Raw genomic sequence first — 18,249 nt, forward strand, 5'->3', positions numbered from 1 at the left:
ACGGCAAGGTGGACCGTGGGGCGTTGCCGGATGCGGGTGGTGGGCCGGCAGTGGTGGCCGATTTCGTGGCGCCGGTGTCGGAGACACAGTGTCGGGTGGCGGTGTTGTGGCAGGAGTTGCTCGGGCTGGAGCGGGTGGGTCTGCGGGACAACTTCTTCGATCTGGGCGGCCACTCCCTCCTCGCCGCCAGGATGGTGGCCGAACTCCGGGAGACTTTCGGCGCAGACGTTCCGATGCGCGACGTCTTTCTCGACTCGACACTCGAAGCGGTTTCGGCTGCTGTGGACCGCGCGCGCGGATCCACGGCTCAGGGCAAGGGCGCGAACGGCGCCGAGGACAGCCTGCTGGACAACCTGGCACGGCTTCCGATGGGCAAATTCGAAGCGATGTTGGCGGATCCGTCGTTGACGGCGCCGACGAGGGGAGCGGACCAATGACCACTGAGGAACCCACAGCCGTGGACGCAGTGCGGCGTGCCCTGGCCGAGCGGCTATCGCGGGACGGCGGTACCGCCTCCGGCCTCCTGCCGGACCAGCAGCGCACCTGGATGCTGCACGAACTGGACCACGGAGCACCGGGCGTGGTGCTTGGCGTGTACCGGCTAAGCGGACCGCTTGATCAGGCCGCCCTGCAGCAGGCGGTGGCCGGCCTCGGCTGGCGGTACGAGCTGCTGCGCAGCAGCTTCCAGGAGTTCGCCGGCCGACCGCTGCGCGTGGTCGCGAGCTACGCCGAACTCCACTGCGACCTGGTCGAGGCGACAGGGCAGGAGGAACCCGCCGCGCTCGCCGAGCGGTGCGCGGCGGAGCTGGCCCGCCCGTTCGACGTGGCACGGGGCCCCCTGGCCCGGCTGACCGTCGTCCGGATCGACGCTGGCACGCACCTACTGCTGACCGCCCTGCACGAGACGATCGCGGATGAGTGGACGCCGGACATCCTCTGCCGCGCACTCTTGGACGGGTATCGCGCCCTGCTCGCCGGGGACGACGACGCGGAGCTCACCGCCGACGACTTCACCGCCGTCGTGCAGGCCGAGCGGAGCTGGCTGGACGGAGACGAGGCCGCAGCCTCGCTGGCGTTCTGGAAGGAGGTACTGGACGGGGTCCCGGTGCTGCGGCTGCCGACAGACCGCCCCCGTCCGGCGGTGAAGACGCATCGCTGCGGCACCCGGCGACGGACGGCCCCGCTCGACCTGGCGGCCGCCCTGGACCGGCTGGGTCAGCGTTACGGCACCGACCGGGACACCGTGGTGCTCGCCGCCTTCCAGGCCCTGCTCGGACGCTGGGCCCAGCAGGAGGACATCGCGGTCGGCGTCCGGATACCCGGCCCCCGCAGGGCCTTTGGGCCGTACGCCAACACGGTCGTGATCCGCACGCTGCTCTTCCCGGAGCTGACCGTCGGCCAACTTGTCGACGGTGTACGGGAAATTCGCAAGGACGTGGTGCCGCACGGCCGGATGCCGTTCAGCCGCGTGGTGGATGCCGTCGACCCCATACGGGACCTGAGCCGTACGCCGCTCTTCCAGGTGCTCTTCACCGCCCGGGAGGCCCTGGAGCCGGTGGCCGTCGGTGACCTCACGGCTGCCGCCGAGCCCGCGCCCGCCGACACCACGCCCTACGACCTCGCCCTGACTGTGCTGACCGGCTCCGGCGCACAGACTCTCCAGCTCACCTACAACGAGGATCTCTTCGATGGCGGCACGGCTGAGCGAATGCTCGACCAGCTCACGGCGATGCTGACGCGCTTCGCGAGCCACCCGGACGGTCTGGTTGCCACTGTCCCGCTCGCCGGCGCCGCCGAACGGGACCTGATCACCTCGGACTGGAACGCCACCGAACAGGCTTATCCGCACGACCGCGGCCTGCACGAGCTGGTCGCGGAGCAGGCGGAGCGCACCCCCTCCCTGGTGGCGGTGAGCGACCAGGAGGAGGAACTGCGCTACCGGGATCTCGACGAGAGGGCCAACCAGCTGGCGCATCACCTGCTGGAGCTGGGCGTCACGGCGGAGAGCCGGGTCGCTCTGTGCCTGCGGCGATCCGCGCAGATCGTGGTGGCCATGCTCGCCGTCCTGAAGGCCGGCGCAGCCTACGTGCCCCTGGACCCGCAGTATCCGGCGGAACGTCTGGGCTATCTGCTCTCCGACAGCGACAGCCAGGTCCTCATCACCGAGACCGCGCTGCTGGACCGGCTCCCGGCGCACCAGGTGCGCACCATGCTGATGGACGCGGAGTGGGGCGAAGTCGCAGACCGGCCGCGCACCTGCCCGGAGGTCACCGTCGACCCCGGCTCGCTCGCGTACCTGATCTACACGTCGGGCTCGTCCGGGCTCCCCAAGGGCGTCCTCGTGACGCATGGCGGGATCGTCAACAACCTGGCGTGGCGGCAGCGGACATGGCCGCTGAAGCCGGGCGAACGGGTCCTTCAAAACCATCCATTCAGCTTCGACCCATCGGTGTGGGCGACCTTCTGGCCGCTCACCGTGGGCGCCGAGTGCGTGATCAGCGCGCCCTCGCAGCAACTCGACACGGGCGCGCTGGTCCGGCTGATCCGCGACCGGGAGATCGTCCTGTACGGCGCGGTCCCGTCCGTGAACGCCGTGCTGATGGAGCACCCCGAGATCGGCGAGTGCACCTCGCTGCGCCATCTACTCTCCGGCGCCGAGCCGCTCACCGGCCGACTGCAGCAGGCGGTCCACCAGCGGCTCAGCGCCTCGGTCGCCAACCTCTACGGGCCCACCGAGACCACCATCGACGCCACCTACTGGCAGTGCGCGCGCGACAGGGACCCGCAGGCAGCGCCGATCGGCCGCCCCGTGGACAACCTCCGCGTCTACCTGGTGGACAGCGACGGCCAGCTAGTACCACCCGGGGTGCCGGGGGAGATCTGCGTCGCGGGCGTCGGTCTGGCCCGCGGCTACCACCGCCGGCCCGGGCTGACCGCCGAGCGGTTCGTCCCCGACCCGTTCTCGGCCGTCCCCGGCGGACGGCTGTACCGCACCGGCGACCTGGGCCGCTGGCGGCCGGACGGCGCCATCGAGTTTCTCGGTCGCGCCGACCAGCAGGTCAAGGTGCGCGGCTTCCGGGTCGAACTGGGCGAGATCGAATCCGTGATCACCATGTCGGACCAGGTACGTGACGCGGTCGTGGTAGCCCGCCCGGACGGGGAGAACAGCAGCCGGCTGATCGCCTACGTGGTCCCGAGCGACCAAGCCGCCCCGCCCACCACGGCCGGGCTGGCCGAGTTCGTCGGTGACATGCTGCCTTCCTACATGGTGCCCTCGCTCTGGGTCCCGCTGGACACCCTGCCGCTGACCGTCAACGGCAAGGTGGACCGACGGGCGCTGCCGGAACCGCCGTCCGCGCCGGCCGTGGCGGCCGGGCGTACGGCACCGCGCACCCCGCTGGAGACGGAGACCGCCCAGGCCTTCGGCGCCGTGCTCGGAACCGAGGAGATCGGAGTCGAGGACGACTTCTTCGAGCTCGGCGGCACCTCGATTATGCTGGCCCGGCTGGCCTCCCGGCTTTTGGCGCAGTACCAGCTCGACATCCCAGTGCACCAGTTCTTCCGGGTGCCGACCGTCGCCGGGGTCTCCTCGGTGGTCGAGACGTACAACCGCGCGGGCATCGAGGGCGTCATGTCGCAGCAGCACGCCACGCGGCTGGACGAGGACGCCCGGCTGGACGACGACATCGACGCCGGAGGTCTGCCGGCCGGCCGTCACCTCGCCCCCCGGACAGTGCTGCTCACCGGCGCGACCGGATACCTCGGCGCCTTCCTGCTCGAGCAGCTGCTGCGGGAGACCACCGCCTCGGTGTACTGCCTGGTCCGTGCGGCGGACGACGCCGCCGCGGCTCGCCGCATCGAGGACTCGATGCGGCAGTACCTGATCTGGGACGAGAGCTACCGGGAGCGCATCAAGGCCCTGACGGGCGACCTAGCGCTCCCCCGGCTCGGCACGAGCGAGGAGAGCTGGCGGGAGCTGGCCGAGCAGGTCGACGTGATCTATCACAACGGCGCCCTGGTCAACTTCGTCTACCCCTACTCCGCGCTGCGCGGCCCGAACGTCCGCGGCACCCACGAGGTGTTGCGCCTGGCCTGCACCCACCAGGTCAAGGCGGTGCACTACGTGTCCACCATCGACGTCCTGCTCGCCACGCACACGCCGCGTCCGTTCCTGGAAGACGACGGGCCGCTGCGGAACCCGGTCGAGGTGCCGGGCGGATACACCGGCAGCAAGTGGGTCGCCGAGAAGATGGTGCACCTGGCCCGCGAACGCGGCATCCCAGTCAGCATCTACCGGCCTGGCCTGATCATGTCGCACTCCGAGACCGGCGCCACCCAGAACAGCGACTACCTGCTGGTCGCCTTCCGCGGCTACCTGCCGATGCGCATCCTGCCCGACTACCCGCGGATCTTCGACACGGTTCCGGTCGACTACGTCGCCAAGGCGATCGTGGGCATCTCCCGCAAGCCCGAGGCGGTCGGCCGGTTCTTCCACCTCTTCAACCCGGCCCCGGTGTCGATCCGGCGGTTCTGCGAGTGGATCCAGTCCTACGGCTACGACTTCGACATCGTGCCGTTCGAGGAGGCCCGGCGCCGGGCACTGGAGGTCGACACCAGCCATCCGCTGTACCCGCTGGTGCCGCTGATCCGGGACGCCGAGGTGGCACCGCAGCCCTCCCTGGACCCCGCCTACATCGACCAGTTGCAGCCGGATGCCGAGTGCCGCAACGTGCTCGACGCACTCGCCGGCACCGGGATCGCCTGTCCGCCGATGACCGAGGAGATGGCGCACGCGTGCCTGGAGTTCCTGGTCCAGGACGGCTTCCTGCCCTCCACGGAAACGGTCGAGGCCAAGCGGACCGGGAGTGCCGTATGAGCGGCGACCCGGTGTTCCCGCTGCTGCGGCCGGAACGGTTGCCCGGCCGGGCCGAGGTGCAGGCGTACGTGAGCGGCAACGCCCCGGGCGTGCCCGCCGAGCTGGCGGACACGCTCCGGGCGGATGCCGCCGCCGCGCTGGACGCGCTGCGTGCGGCGCTCATCACCGTGCCACTCCCGGCCGGCACCGCCCCGGTGTGCGACGACCCGGGCGAGTCCGGCGGAAACCGCGACAACGACCAGTCGTTCGACATCGTCCGGGTGGACGGCGAGCGCGCCGCGATCCTGCTGCACAGCACGCTCAAGGGCGCTGAACTGCTGCTGGACGACGCCGTACGAAGCGGGACCGACCTCGCCCCGGAGCACTGGCGCGCACTGCGGCACGGCTTCGCCGCGCTGCTCGGCCACCTGGCGGGCTTCCCCACCCCCTCGCCCGGGACCGACCCTGGGCCGGGTCCGCGCGGCGCCGACGGCCTGCCCTCCGACGCCCTGCGCCGCTGGGTACGTGGGCACCGCATCTTCATGGTGCTCATCCAGGGCCTGGTGATCGCGGTGGACGAGTTGACCGGCGCGGTTGCTCGGGCCGACACCGACCAGGCCGCGGAGGCGCTGGACCTGGCCGTGTCCCTGATGCGGGCGTCGGAGGCCGCACTGCGGTTCGCCGGCGACTTCACCCCGGAGGAGTACGAGGACCTGGTCCGCCCGACCCTGATGCCCCCGGCCGCTCCGCCGGGACTCAGCGGCCTGCACTGGCGCGACCACGAGTATCTGGTGAAACGGCTCGCAGAGGCCCGACAGCTGCTCGCGGGGGTGGATCCCTCCCTGGTTCCACTGCGAGCCAGGTTCCGCGAGGCCTACGCCGCAGCGTACGACGCCCACCGGTTCGTCTGTGCCCGGTTCGTGGGGGAGGACGTCGGAAGCCTGCTGATGACGCCCAAGTCCAAGAAGTCGGCGGTGGGGGTGCTCACCCAGTACAAGCGTGTCCGTCTGCAACACATCCCTGACTGAGCGCCGCGCGCTCCCTCCTGGAGGTAGTCATGTTGACCCAGGTCGAGTTGTCCGACCACCTGTCCGAGTACGTGCGGGAGGTCTCATTGCGGGACACCCCGCTCCTCGCCGAACTGAGGGCGGAGACCATCGCGATGCCGCTGGCGACCATGCAGGTCTCGGCCGAGCAGGGGCAGTTCCTCAGCACACTGGTCCGGGCGCTGGGGGCACGCCAGACCCTGGAGGTCGGTGTCTTCACGGGTTACAGCCTGCTGAGCACCGCACTGGCACTGCCCGCCGACGGCCGGGTGGTGGCGTGCGACATCAGCCCCGAGTGGACGTCCGTCGCCATGAAGTACTGCGCACGCGGCGGGGTGGCCGACAAGGTAGATCTCCGGCTCGGGGACGCTAAGGAGACCCTGCGCCGGCTGCTGGGCGAGGAGGGGGCGGCGGGCTCGTTCGACTTCGCCTTCATCGACGCTGACAAGGTGTCCTACGAGGAGTACTACGAGGCCGCACTGGAGCTGCTGCGGCCTGGCGGAACGATGGTGTTCGACAACGTGCTCTGGTCCGGCCTGGTGGCGGACCCGGCCACCACCGACGGCGACGCCGTCGCGCTGCGCGAGTTCAACCGCCGCCGGCACGACGACGACCGGATCGACCTGAGCCTGCTCCCCTACGCCGACGGCCTGACCGTCGCCGTCAAGCGCTGACGACCGATTCCCCCTCGGCGGCCGGTGGCCGCCGAGGGGCACCGAGAGGAGAGAACGATGGCTGGATTCCTGTCCGACGACGAGAGCTACCCCTGCCGCGTGGTGGTCAACCACGAGGAGCAGTACTCGCTGTGGCCGCTGGACCGTGAGATACCGGATGGCTGGCGGGACGGCGGCTTCCAGGGTGCCCGCCGGGACTGCCTGGCCCACATCGACGAGACCTGGGTGGACATGCGCCCGAAGTCGCTGCGCGCGAGCTGATCGCCGCCGGGACACCCGCCTCGCAACCGCCGTCGGCGCCGTACCTCACCTCACGGGAGGTACGGCGCCGACAGCGTGCTGACGTCAGCTCACGGCGGCACGCAGGCCGGGCGGTGCACACCCCGCTCAGCGGGAGTCGCCGCGCGCCTGCCGCCTGGTGTGCCGGTCCGCCGGCCTGCGGACGGGGGCCGACAGCAGCGTGGGCGGCAGATCGACCCCCAGGCCGTTGATTGCGCAGCGGTACGCGTGGATGGCACCCTCGGTGTCGCCGACCTGCGTCATCGCCTCTCCCAGCAAGGACCACAGCTGCGAGGTCTGCGAACCGTGCGGCTGGTCTTCCAGCTCGGCCCGGGAGGCCTGGCACGCGGCGAGGGCGGCTTCGGTGTCACCGAGCAGACACTGCGCGGTCGCCCGCAGCAGCCGGGCGCGGATCCGCTCCATCGGCGGGGTGGCGGCGTCGCCGAGGATCGCGTCGGCAAGCGTCAGCGCCTCGGCGTAGTTGTCCAGCATGATCAGTGCGCGCATCAGGTCACTGCGACAGCGCATCGCGTCGCCGACCGCACCACTGGCGTCGAGATCGGTGACGGCGAGTTCCAGCACCTCGCGCGCCTTCTGCAGATCCGGCGGCGACTGCCGCAGTAGCAGGCTGCCGTATACGGCGCGCAACATGCCGAGGGTGTGGCTGTAGTCGTGTGCGTCGACGTCGGTGATCCGGCTGGCGAACTCCTGTGCGTACCCAGTCTGGTTCGCCTTGTAGGCAACTGCCGCCGCCTGCCAGTAGGTCTTGGTGAGCGCTTGGTGGTCGCCGATTTTCGGCACGATCTTCAGCGCCTCGACGACGGGCTCCTCGGCCCCGGCGTAGTCGCCCCGTTCGCACAGCACGGTGGCGAGGATCGCGCGGACCTCCACCGCGACGTCCGAGATGTCGAGGCCCGCCTCGCTGATCTGCCGCTTGGCCAGGAGGGCGGCAGCCACGGCCGACTCGGCGTCGTCCCCGTACGCCAGCGAGCGCACCAGGCCCATCGTCGCGCCGAGCCAGTGCGGATAGATCGAGTCCTCGGCGGCGGCCAGGCAGGCCCGGTAACCTTCCGCGGCCTGCGCGTGCCGGCCGGCCTGTTCAGCCGTGCGGGCCAGCCCGAACTCCGCTTCCTGGCTGATGCCGGTGTCCCCGTCGTGCTCCGCGAGCACCCGGCGGTACCAGGCCTCCGCCTCGTCGACCTTGCCGACCGCCAGGGCCGCCCGGGCCATCCGCAGCTCCACTGCGGCGGGCCGGCGGGCGGTCTTCTCGTCCGGTAGCCAGAGATCCTCCGGTGTGCAGCCCAGCCGCTTGCTGAGGTGCCGCACCACCCGGTCCGTCGGGACGCGGCGGTCCGTTTCCAGGAGGGAGATGTAGCTGGCCGAGATGTTGTCGCCGACGAGATCGAGCTGGCGCAGGCCGCGTTCGGCGCGCAGTCGTCGCAGACGGGTGCCGAAGGTCCGGGGCGCCTGCATGGTCTCGTCAGCGGGCTGTACCAGATTGCTCACGGGATGACTACCAGATTGCTCAGGGGATGTCAGGGGATGACTACCAGGCTGTCAAGCCCGAACAGGTTCTGTCGACCGCGAGGGCGACTGCTCGGCGTGCGCGTCAATCGACCTGGACAGTTACCCGCCATGCATCCATTAGTATTTGTGGAGAGCTTACCCCCTCGACAGGTGCGCACACGGAACGGCTGCCGACGCCTGCCGCCCGTCGGGCAGAGGCCGGAGCGAGCGCCTCGAAGGGAGTTGAGTTGCGCGGATGATCGCTGTGATTTCGGCGACCGTGTCAAGGTCGCGCAACACGCCGGTCAACTCGAAGCGGCGCTGCAACGACCGGGTCAGAAGACGATAGATTTGTTCAAAATAATCGAGTGACTCCTCTCCGGCCAAGACCGCGAGGGGCGAACGCACGCGTTCCAACACGCTTATCGCAGCGTCGAGATCGGCGCGCCGGCCGCACACGTCGAACCGGGCGCAGAGCGCGGTAGCGAGCTGGCAGCAGTTGATCAGTCGTGCCTCGCCGCTCGTCGGCCCGTCCTCGCAGGCCTGCTGCAGCAGTGCGATCGCCATGTCGAGCCGCTCGGGGTCGGTGGTGCGGCGGGCGTACTCCAGCATCAGCCCTCCCAGCTCGCGGGCAGAGGACCAGCAGGTCACCGGAGTGACCCGGCGGCCTGTGCCGCGGTCCGGAAGATCGGCCAGGGAGCCCAGCAGAGTGCCGTGGCACTGCGACAGCCAGGAGAGCGCGGCGGGTCTCGAGTGGGCGTCGGCGAGTCCGCGTCCGAGCCTGCCGGGACGAGCGAGGGGCAGCCGTTCGGTGAGTGCGGACGAGGATTGTGCCGAGTGACTCAGTTGCATCTTTCCCCCGAAAGAGGCGTGCTGTACATGTGCGTTCCATGACCAGAAGCGGGATATGAGGAACTCGACTCCGTCCTCTCTGCTCGCCCCCGAGCTCCAAGCGGCCGAGGTTGCTGCCGAGGCTAGCCCACGGCTTGATTCAGTGTCACTCCTTCGTGGCCAACAATCGCCCTGTGACGCCGACTTGGCAGTCGACGCCTGTCAACAAAGACTTGACTGTGGTGTGATGGAAATTTAGGATCCCATGACAAGTAGTCAGTCATGTCTGTGGATCGGTGTGTGCGGAGAGGCCACGTGCGTCACCGCTTGCCGCGTCCCGCCGCGCGAGCCCGGCGACGTCCGGCCCGCAAGCGCCGCCGTGAGACAGGACGCCGACGTGCAACAGGACGAGTCAGGGGAAGATCGCCCGTGAGCCGATTCGCGCCACCCGACTGTTCTAATACGACACCTGGTCAGGAAGCCGACGCTGCGCCTGCCCGGCTGCCGGACCTCCGTTGGAACGCCACGGAGAGGGAGGTGCCCGAGGCCACCGTCGTGGAGCTCTTCGAAGCCCAGGCCTCGAGCACACCGGACGCCGTCGCGCTGCGGTTCGAGGACCGGCAGCGCAGCTATGCAAAGCTCAACGCGGACGCCAACCGACTGGCCCGGGTCCTGGTGGCGCGCGGTGTCGGGCCGGAGTCGATCGTCGCCCTAGCCCTGCCGCGCTCGGCCGAGGTCGTGGTCGCCATGCTGGCCGTCCTCAAGGCGGGTGGCGCGTTCCTGCCGGTGGACCCCCGCTACCCCGCCGACCGGATCGACACGATGCTCTCGGACGCCAGGCCGCTGCTGGTCCTGGGGACTGGCGGCGACCACCGCCCGGCGAGGGCCGGAACTCTGCGCGTCAAGGACCTGCTTGCCGAGGCGGCTGATGCGTCGGCCAGGAACCTGACCGACCCGGAGCGCCGGGCTCCCCTGAGCGTCGGCCACCCGGCCTACCTCATTTACACCTCGGGTTCGACCGGCCGCCCCAAGGGGGTGCTCGTCACCCACCGTGGACTGCCCAGCCTGGTCTGCGCCCAGGGCGAGGCGTTCCAGGTCGGACCGGGCAGCCGGGTGCTGCAGTTCGCCTCGCTGAGTTTCGACGCCGCCGTGTCCGAACTCTGCATGGCACTGCTGCGCGGCGCCACTCTCGTACTGGCGCCGCAGGAGCGGTTGGCGCCGGGCGCCGCGCTGGCCGAGCTCGTCGCGAGCGAGGGCATCACGCACGCCACCCTGCCCCCCGCGGTGCTGCCGCTGCAAGAGGGGCCGGACCGGCTGCCCGCGGACCTGGCGCTGATCGTGGCGGGTGAGGCCTGCCCGGCGGACGTCGCGGCCCGCTGGTCGGAAGGCCGGCTCATGCTCAACGCGTACGGCCCCACCGAGAGCACCGTCTGCACCACGATGACCGCCCTGCCTCACGGTGTGGGCAACCCACCGATCGGCCGCCCGATCGTCAACACCAAGGTCCACCTGCTGGACGAGGGGCTGCGGCCGGTGCCGGTCGGCGAGCCGGGAGAGCTGTTCGTCTCCGGGCCCGGGCTGGCACGCGGCTACCTGGGCCGGCCCGGCCTGACCGCCGGACGATTCCTTCCCGACCCGTTCGGTGCCGACGGCGAGCGGATGTACCGCACCGGTGATCTGGCGCGCTGGCGGCCCGACGGCTCGCTCGACTTCCTGGGCCGGGTGGACGACCAGATCAAGATCCGCGGCTTCCGGATCGAGCCGGCCGAGATCGAGGAAGTGCTCTGCGACGACCCCGACGTCTTCCAGGCCAGGGTGACGGTCCGGCGAGACACCGGCACTCCGCAACTGGTGGCGTACGTGGTCCCCGCCGACGGCGGCCGGGTGCACCCGGCCGGACTGCGCCGGCTGGTGGCCGCACGGCTGCCCGGCCACATGGTGCCGGCGGCCTTCGTCGCGCTGGACTGCCTCCCGCTGACCGCCAATGGCAAGCTCGACCAGGCGGCGTTGCCAGCTCCTCGGATCACCGGCACCGGCACCGGTCCCGCGCCGCGCACCCCGCAGGAGGAGGTGCTCTGCGGGCTCTTCGCCGACGTGCTGGCCCTGCCGAAGGTCGGCACGGAGGACAACTTCTTCGAGCTCGGCGGCGATTCGCTGCTGGCCACCCGGCTCGCCGCCCGGGTGCGGGCCACCTTCGGTGTGGACCTCCCGGTGCACACGGTGATCGAGGCCGCCACCCCGGCAGGGGTCGCCCGCCGGCTTGGTGTGGACCGCGCCGACGAGGCCCTCGAGATGCTCCTGCCGCTGCGTACCGCGGGTGCGCGGGCGCCGCTGTTCTGCATCCACCCCGCGGGCGGGATCAGCTGGTCGTACACGGGACTGCTGGCGCATCTGGACGCGCATCGCCCGGTGTACGGCATCCAGGCCCGCGGGCTGACCGGCGCGCATCCTCCGGTCCGCGACCTGGACGAGATGGTCGACCACTACCTGCGGGCGATCCGCGAGGTGCAGCCCGAGGGCCCCTGCCATCTGCTGGGTTGGTCCTTCGGCGGCCTGGTCGCCCACTCCCTCGCCGCGCGGATCCAGCGGGACGGCGGCCGGATCGGCCTGCTGGCACTCCTCGACGCCTACCCCATGCTGCCGCCGGAGCTCGACCATGAGGACGACGAGGCGGCCTTCCTGGCCGACATGCTGCACTTCATCAACCTGCCCGCCGGCGAGGCGGTGACCGAAAGGCCGCTCGACCGCGCCGAGGTGCTGGCCCTGGCCTGCCGGGAGGGCAGTGCGCTGGCGAGCCTGGATACCCGGACCGTCGAGCGGGTGATCGACGTGTTCGCCACCAACTACGCGCTGCTGCGCCGTTACACGCCCCAGACCGTCACCGGCGACCTCCATTTCTTCAGTGCCGTACGAGGCCGGGCGGCAGGCCTGGCCGCCGCCGACTGGCGCCCCTTCACGCGCGGCGAGATCCACGAGTACGAAGTCGACTGCGAACACCGGGACATGGGCCGTTCCGAGCCCATGTCCCGGATCGGGCCGGCGATCGCCGCGTGCCTCGCAGCCGTCGATCCGGGAAACCACCCACCACGCTCCGCAGCCCGTCCGGCAGCAAAACCTCGAAGCGTCCTCAGGAGGATGAAGTGAGCTCAGAAACGACGGAGACGTTCGACATCGTCGTCATCGGCGGTGGCCCCGGCGGATCCACGGTCTCCACGCTCACTGCGAAGCAGGGCCACCGGGTGCTGCTGCTGGAGAGGGACACATTTCCCCGGTACCAGATCGGCGAGTCGCTGCTGCCCTCGACCGTGCACGGGATCGGGAAGCTGCTCGGCGTGACGGACAAACTGCGGGAGGCCGACTTCACCAAGAAGAACGGCGGCACCTTCCGCTGGGGCAGCAACCCCGAGCCTTGGACCTTCTCCTTCGCGGTCTCGCCCAAGCTCGCCGGCCCCACGTCGTTCGCCTACCAGGTGGAGCGGATGAAGTTCGACCAGATCCTGCTCGACAACGCCCGGGAGCACGGCGTCGAGGTGCGCGAGGCGTGCACGGTGGTCGACGTGCTCGAGGACGGCGAGCGCATCGGCGGCGTGCGCTACATCGACTCCGACGGGCGGGAGCACAGCGTTACCGCCGACTTCGTGGTCGACGCCTCGGGCAACAAGAGCCGTACCCACCGGTTCGTCGGGGGCGAGCGGCACTACTCCAAGTTCTTCCGCAACCTCGCCCTGTTCGGCTACTTCGAAGGGGGCAAGCGGCTGCCCGCGCCGAACTCCGGCAACATCCTGTCGGCCGCCTTCGAGGACGGCTGGTTCTGGTACATCCCGCTCACCCCGGATCTGACCAGCGTCGGTGCGGTGGTGCACCGGAACGCCGCGGAGAAGGTGCAGGGCGACCCGGAGCGGGCCCTGCAGAACCTGATCGACTCGTGTCCGCTGATCAAGGAGCACTTGGCGGACGCCAAGCGGGTCACCAGCGGGCCGTACGGCGAACTGCGGGTGCGTAAGGACTACTCCTACTGCAACACCCGGTTCTGGAAGCCGGGCATGGTGCTCATCGGCGACGCGGCCTGCTTCGTGGACCCCGTCTTCTCCTCCGGCGTTCACCTGGCGACCTACAGCGGCATGCTCGCCGCCCGCTCCATCAACAGCTGTCGCGCAGGACTGGTCGACGAGGACGCAGCCTTCCAGGAGTTCGAGCGCCGCTACCGCCGGGAGTACGGCGTCTTCTACGAGTTCCTGGTCTCCTTCTACGCGATGCAAGCCAACGAGGAGTCCTACTTCTGGGAGGCCAAGAAGATCACGAACTGCCCGCTGTCGGAGTTCGAGGCCTTCGTGGAGCTGGTCGGCGGCGTCGCCTCGGGCGAAGCGGGCCTGACCGACGCCTCGGCCCTCTCCGACCAGCTGGCGGGCAGCGCACAGTCGCTGGCCGACGCGGCTGGCGACATGTCCGAGCGGGTCGGCGCGGTGCACGCCAGCGGCGTGGTGTCGCGTGCGATGAGCGAGGGCGCCCGGGTGCAGGCCCAGGCGCTGCTGGGCCCCGATGGCGCCGAGGTGGACCCGCTCTTCCCGGGCGGCCTAGTGAGCTCCGCGGACGGGCTGCACTGGGTCCGTCCGGTCGCCTGAGCGGGGGCCGGAGCCGTGCCGCGCAGCCGTCTGTGGGTGATCGGCGGGGTCATCCTCTCCGCCGCCGCCGTCGCCAGCTTCTCGTGGATCGCCACGCTCTGCCGGGCGCTGCCCGGCATCGGCGGAGACGCTCCGCGCCGCGATCGTTGACCTTGGAGGAACGTCATCAACCGCAACTTCTCTCCGGAGCAGGGTGGGGCGCCGTCGGCCGGCCCCGCCGCGCCGGACTGGCAGGCACTCCGCCGGAGTATCGGCGGCGATTTGGTGCTGCCCGCCGACGAAACGTACGCCGAGGCCCGCGCCCTGGCGGATCTCGAGTTCAGCGTCACCCGTCCGCAGGCGATCGTCCACTGCCGGTCGGCCGAGGACGTCGCCGAGGCAATCCGCTTCGCCCAGGCCTTCGGTCTGCCGACCGTGCCGCGCAGCGGTGGACACAGTTTCGCGGGCTATTCCACGACCACCGGCCTGGTCGTCGACGTCTCCCGGATGAACGCGGTCACGGTGGGCGACGGCCTGGTTCGATCGGAGGCCGGAACCCAGATCGTCGACCTGTACGACCACACCCTGCCGCACGGCCTGGCGGTGCCGACCGGATGGTGCCCGACCGTGGGCATCGCCGGGCTGGCACTCGGCGGCGGCCTCGGGCTGGAGGGCCGCCGGCACGGTCTCACCATCGACCACATGGTGTACGCCAAGGTGGTACTGGCCGACGGGCGGATCGTCCGGTGCGACGAGCAGCACGACCCGGAGCTGTTCTGGGCGCTGCGCGGTGGGGGCGGGGGAAACTTCGGGATCGTCACCGAGCTCGGCTTCCGGCCCGTCGCGGTGGACGCGATGACCAACTACGCGCTCAACTGGGACTGGCCGGACGCGGTGGCCGTGCTCGACGGCTGGCAGCAGTGGGCGGTGTCCACCCCCGACGGGATGACACCGGTGCTCACGGTCGAGCTGGAGGACGCCGCGCCGGGCGCACAACCCCGCCTCACCGTGCACGGCGCCTGGCTGGAGCGACCGGCCGACCTGAAGCCGCTGTTGGAGCGGCTTGTGAAGCTGGTCGGGCGGGACCCGGCGAGCAGCTCGCAGGAGACCGTGCCGTACGCCGACGGCCTCAAACACTGGTTCGGCTGCGACGGGATGACCACGGCGGAGTGTCACACCGTGGGGCACAACCCCGAGGCGAAGCTCCCCCGGGTGGCCTTCGCCCGCGCCCGTGGGAACTTCTGCACCGCGTCGGTACCCACCGAGGGGGTGGCGGCGCTGCTCACGGCCTTCGAAGCGCAGCGCCGGGCCGGCCAGATGCGTAACCTCGACTTCCTCACCCTCGGCGGCGCGATCAACCGAGTGCCCGCCGACGCGACCGCCTTCGTCCACCGCAACAGCCGGTACTACCTGGGGTTCGCGGTCGGGATGATGGAGGAGGTCCCCGAGGCGGAGCAGCAGGCCGCCGCCGACTGGGTCGACCACTGCTGGGCCGAGCTGCAGAACTGGTCCGCGCCGTACACCTACCAGAACTTCGTGGACCCCCAGCTCACGGACTGGCGGGAGCGGTACTACGGCGTCAACTACGACCGGCTCGCCCGGGTGCGGGCCGCCTACGACCCGCACCACTTCTTCCGTTTCCCACAGGCGATCAGCTGATCCTTTCCCGTACCGGGGGCGCCACATGATGATGAACCGGATTACCCGACTGCTGCGCCACGGCGTGCGCACCGTGACCTTCCCAGGGGCCCTGGCGGCTTCCGGCCGCGCGCCGCGGGCACCACGCCCGGTCGATGCCGACGCGCCCGAGGACGTCTTCTCCGCCCGCCGCGCCGAGCGGCTGTTGCGCAAGATCGCCGTCGAACCCCGGCCGATCGGCTCACCGGGCAACGCGCGGGCACGTGCGGTGCTGGTGGAAGAACTGCGCGCGCTGGGCGCGGAGGTGACGGTCCAGGACGCGGTGGCCGTCGGCGATCTCGGGCCAGCCCCCTTCGGGGTGGAGTACCGTGCCGGGGGGCGGGTGTGCAACATCGTCGCCCGCCTGCCCGGCACCGCACCCGGCCCGGCCGTCCTGCTCATGACACATTACGACTCCGTCGAGCAAGGCCCGGGCGCGAGCGATGCGGGCATGCTGGTGGCGGCGGCCCTGGAGACGCTTCGGGCGCTGCGTGCCGGGCCCGCGCTGCGCAACGACGTGATCGTGGTGCTCACCGACGGCGAGGAGGCCGGCCTGCTCGGGGCCCGGGCGTTCTTCGCCGAGCACCCGACGGCGGCGCACGTCCGCGCGGTGCTGAACTTCGAGGCCCGCGGCACCAGCGGCCCGGCGCTGATGTTCGAGACCGGTCCGGGCAGCGGATCACTGGTACGAATGCTCGCCAACACCCCAGACGCCGCCGTGGCGAGCTCGCTGTTCGACGAGGCGTACCAACGTATGCCGAACGCCACCGATTTCGCATTCGCCAAGGAACACCGGCTTCCCGGGCTGAACTTCGCCAACATCGGCGGGTTCATCCACTACCACGGACCCGACGACGACCTCGCGCACGTCGATCCCGGCACGCTGCAACACCACGGGGCGAACATGCTCGGCCTGCTCCGCCAACTGGGCCGGGCCGACATGGACGAACTCCGCTCCTCCGACCGGGTGTTCTTCAGCCTCGGCGGCCGGCTGGTGCACTACCCAGTGCGTGCCGCCCTCCCGCTGGCCCTCCTCGGCACGGCGGCGGCGACCCACGTGCTGGTCAGGCGCCGAACCCCCGCCGCCGGCCGGTGGATCACCGGGGCCAGCGCCGGCCGGCAGGCGGCCCGGCTGCTGGCCGGCGCCGGTGCTGCCACGGCACTCGCCCTGGGGCTGGGCAGCCGCACCCCGCAGTTCCGGCGGCACGGCGACTTCCCGGATTCCGGGCAGGTATACGGCGCGCTGGTCGGTTTGGCGGCCGCGCTGACCCTGGCCAACGACCGCGCCCAAGTCGCCGACCCCTGGCAGCGCCTCGGCGGCACGCTGCCTCCCCTCGCCGCCTCCTCGGTCGCGCTCTCCGCCCTCCTGCCCGGCGGCAGCTACCTGCCGACCTGGCCGCTGATCGGAGGTGCGGTCGCCGCGCTGGCCGGTGACGCCCGGCCCGCAGTGCGCACCCTCGGCGCCCTCGGCGCCGCAGCCGGCGCAGCAGCGTTACTCGGTCCGCTCTCCCAATTGCTGTACCAGGGCCTCACCCCGCGTGCCGCCGCTGCGCCGATGCTCACCCTGCAACTGGGCGGCGAGCTGGCCGCCCCCGCGCTGGGGGCGCTGCCCCGCCCGGTGCGCCGGGCACTGGCGGCCGGCGGCCTGATGGCCGCGGCGGGCGTGGTGGCGCATCGGCTCCGCTCCCCCGGCGACACCGCGGCCGCACCAGTGACCCTCAGCTACCTGATGGATGCCGATGCCGGCCGGGCCGTGTACTTCAGCAGCGATGCCCGGCCGACCGAGTGGACCCGCGGCTTCCTGGGGGACCGCCCCGAAAAGGGCCTGCTGCCGGAGTACTTCCCCGGCTGGGACAGGGACTTCCTGTACGCCGACGCCGAGCCGCTCAACCTGCCCGCGCCGGCGGTCGACGTGCTGGGGGACGAGCCTGCCGGTCCGGGTCGGCGCCGACTCACCCTCCACGTCACCTCGCCGCGCGGTGCCCGTCAGCTCCTCCTCGCCGTCCCGGACGGCGGCGTGCACAGCTGGTCGGTGGAGGGCCGCTCCTGTCCGCCAGCCCGCCCGGAGGAGACCGATCAGGACCGCCCTTGGGAACTGTGGCTCTACGCACCAGGAGCGGAGGGTCTGCGGGTGGAGCTGGAGGTAGACGAGACGCGGATCCGGCTCCGGGTTGCGGACCGGTCCGAGGGGCTGCCCGCCGGGGACGGTCCGCGTACGCCCGCCGCGGCCCTGGACATCGACAGTTGGGGCAACGGCACATTCGTGCTGAGGTGGTTGAAGATATGAAACAGGACGGAGGTAGAACCAGTATGACCAGCTAACAGGTGCAGTTGGTGTTCTTCCCGGTAGTCGCCGTCTTCGTCTCCTCACTCTTGGAGCACTCCGAACTCGGGCCGGTGGCCCTGGTGGCGGCGATGCTCGGCTCCTTCGCTCTTACCAAGAAGCGCGACACGGCACAGGCGCCCGACGCCACGCCGAAGCAGGAGGTGGCGTTGTGAACCCCAGTGCCCGGCGGTCAGCCCTCCCCGGCACCACGTCCGTCCTCGCGCCGGAGAACCTCGCCCAGATATACGCCCACGGAGCCGGGAATTCCCGCGCGAGAGCTGCGGGTTCATCCTTGCCGACGGCGTATGCGAGGCCCGGAATGTCATCGACGAACTGCCTGCGGCCGATCCGGAGTCGTTCGAGCGCTCCTCGGCCACGGGGCACGCCCTCAGCGTCGCGGATGCACTGTTCCTTGACGGAAGCTTCGACACCCCCAGGCCCGTACTCGTGGTCT

General features: G+C 70.9%; 13 protein-coding genes. 11 read left to right on the top strand and 2 right to left on the bottom strand.

The features are described from left to right. The 5 genes from J7E89_RS33805 to J7E89_RS33825 form a co-directional block, all read left to right on the top strand. A partial coding sequence (locus J7E89_RS33805; protein WP_251061449.1) for a phosphopantetheine-binding protein occupies positions 1–437 on the top strand: 437 nt, incomplete at its 5' end. Beyond that, the gene (locus tag J7E89_RS33810; protein WP_214979177.1) at positions 434–4,876 is read left to right on the top strand and encodes a non-ribosomal peptide synthetase; all 4,443 of its coding nucleotides are present in this window, start codon (positions 434–436) and stop codon (positions 4,874–4,876) included. The genes J7E89_RS33805 and J7E89_RS33810, both read left to right, overlap by 4 nt. Further along, the gene (locus tag J7E89_RS33815) at positions 4,873–5,883 is read left to right on the top strand and encodes a hypothetical protein (RefSeq protein ID WP_214979180.1); all 1,011 of its coding nucleotides are present in this window, start codon (positions 4,873–4,875) and stop codon (positions 5,881–5,883) included. The genes J7E89_RS33810 and J7E89_RS33815 overlap by 4 nt, the downstream gene beginning before the upstream one ends. A 29-nt stretch (positions 5,884–5,912) precedes the next feature. Then, the gene (locus J7E89_RS33820) at positions 5,913–6,575 is read left to right on the top strand and encodes a class I SAM-dependent methyltransferase (RefSeq protein WP_214979183.1); all 663 of its coding nucleotides are present in this window, start codon (positions 5,913–5,915) and stop codon (positions 6,573–6,575) included. Positions 6,576–6,632: 57 nt separating this feature from the next. Next, complete coding sequence (locus tag J7E89_RS33825) at positions 6,633–6,836, top strand: MbtH family protein (protein WP_214979186.1); 204 nt, start codon at positions 6,633–6,635, stop codon at positions 6,834–6,836. 126 nt (positions 6,837–6,962) lie between these two features. Here the strand turns inward: J7E89_RS33825 and J7E89_RS33830 are convergent, their stop codons facing one another. Together J7E89_RS33830 and J7E89_RS33835 are read right to left on the bottom strand one after the other, a co-directional pair. Next, a complete protein-coding gene (locus J7E89_RS33830; protein WP_214979188.1) occupies positions 6,963–8,360 on the bottom strand; it encodes a helix-turn-helix domain-containing protein in 1,398 nt (465 codons plus the stop codon). A gap of 156 nt (positions 8,361–8,516) precedes the next feature. Continuing rightward, complete coding sequence (locus tag J7E89_RS33835) at positions 8,517–8,972, bottom strand: hypothetical protein (RefSeq protein WP_214979190.1); 456 nt, start codon at positions 8,970–8,972, stop codon at positions 8,517–8,519. A gap of 756 nt (positions 8,973–9,728) precedes the next feature. Between J7E89_RS33835 and J7E89_RS33840 the strand changes: the two genes are divergently transcribed. From J7E89_RS33840 to J7E89_RS33860, 6 genes are all read left to right on the top strand, one after another. Further along, positions 9,729–12,335, top strand: a complete 2,607-nt coding sequence (locus J7E89_RS33840; protein WP_214979192.1) for an amino acid adenylation domain-containing protein — start codon at positions 9,729–9,731, stop codon at positions 12,333–12,335. Then, a complete protein-coding gene (locus J7E89_RS33845) occupies positions 12,332–13,813 on the top strand; it encodes a tryptophan 7-halogenase (protein ID WP_308315689.1) in 1,482 nt (493 codons plus the stop codon). The genes J7E89_RS33840 and J7E89_RS33845 overlap by 4 nt, the downstream gene beginning before the upstream one ends. 15 nt (positions 13,814–13,828) lie before the next feature. Beyond that, a complete protein-coding gene (locus tag J7E89_RS41930) occupies positions 13,829–13,963 on the top strand; it encodes a hypothetical protein (RefSeq protein ID WP_285439317.1) in 135 nt (44 codons plus the stop codon). Positions 13,964–14,077: 114 nt separating this feature from the next. Continuing rightward, entirely contained in the window at positions 14,078–15,451 is a 1,374-nt protein-coding gene (locus J7E89_RS33850; RefSeq protein WP_308315690.1) for an FAD-binding oxidoreductase, read from the top strand. A gap of 25 nt (positions 15,452–15,476) precedes the next feature. After that, the gene (locus J7E89_RS41935) at positions 15,477–17,756 is read left to right on the top strand and encodes a M28 family peptidase (RefSeq protein ID WP_214979194.1); all 2,280 of its coding nucleotides are present in this window, start codon (positions 15,477–15,479) and stop codon (positions 17,754–17,756) included. A 47-nt stretch (positions 17,757–17,803) separates the two neighbouring features. Then, on the top strand, positions 17,804–17,968 hold the full coding sequence (locus J7E89_RS33860; protein ID WP_214979196.1) for a hypothetical protein: 165 nt from the start codon (positions 17,804–17,806) through the stop codon (positions 17,966–17,968). Positions 17,969–18,249: the final 281 nt, after the last annotated feature.

This window comes from Streptomyces sp. ISL-100, from assembly GCF_018614615.1.
Classification (GTDB): Bacteria; Actinomycetota; Actinomycetes; order Streptomycetales; family Streptomycetaceae; genus Streptomyces.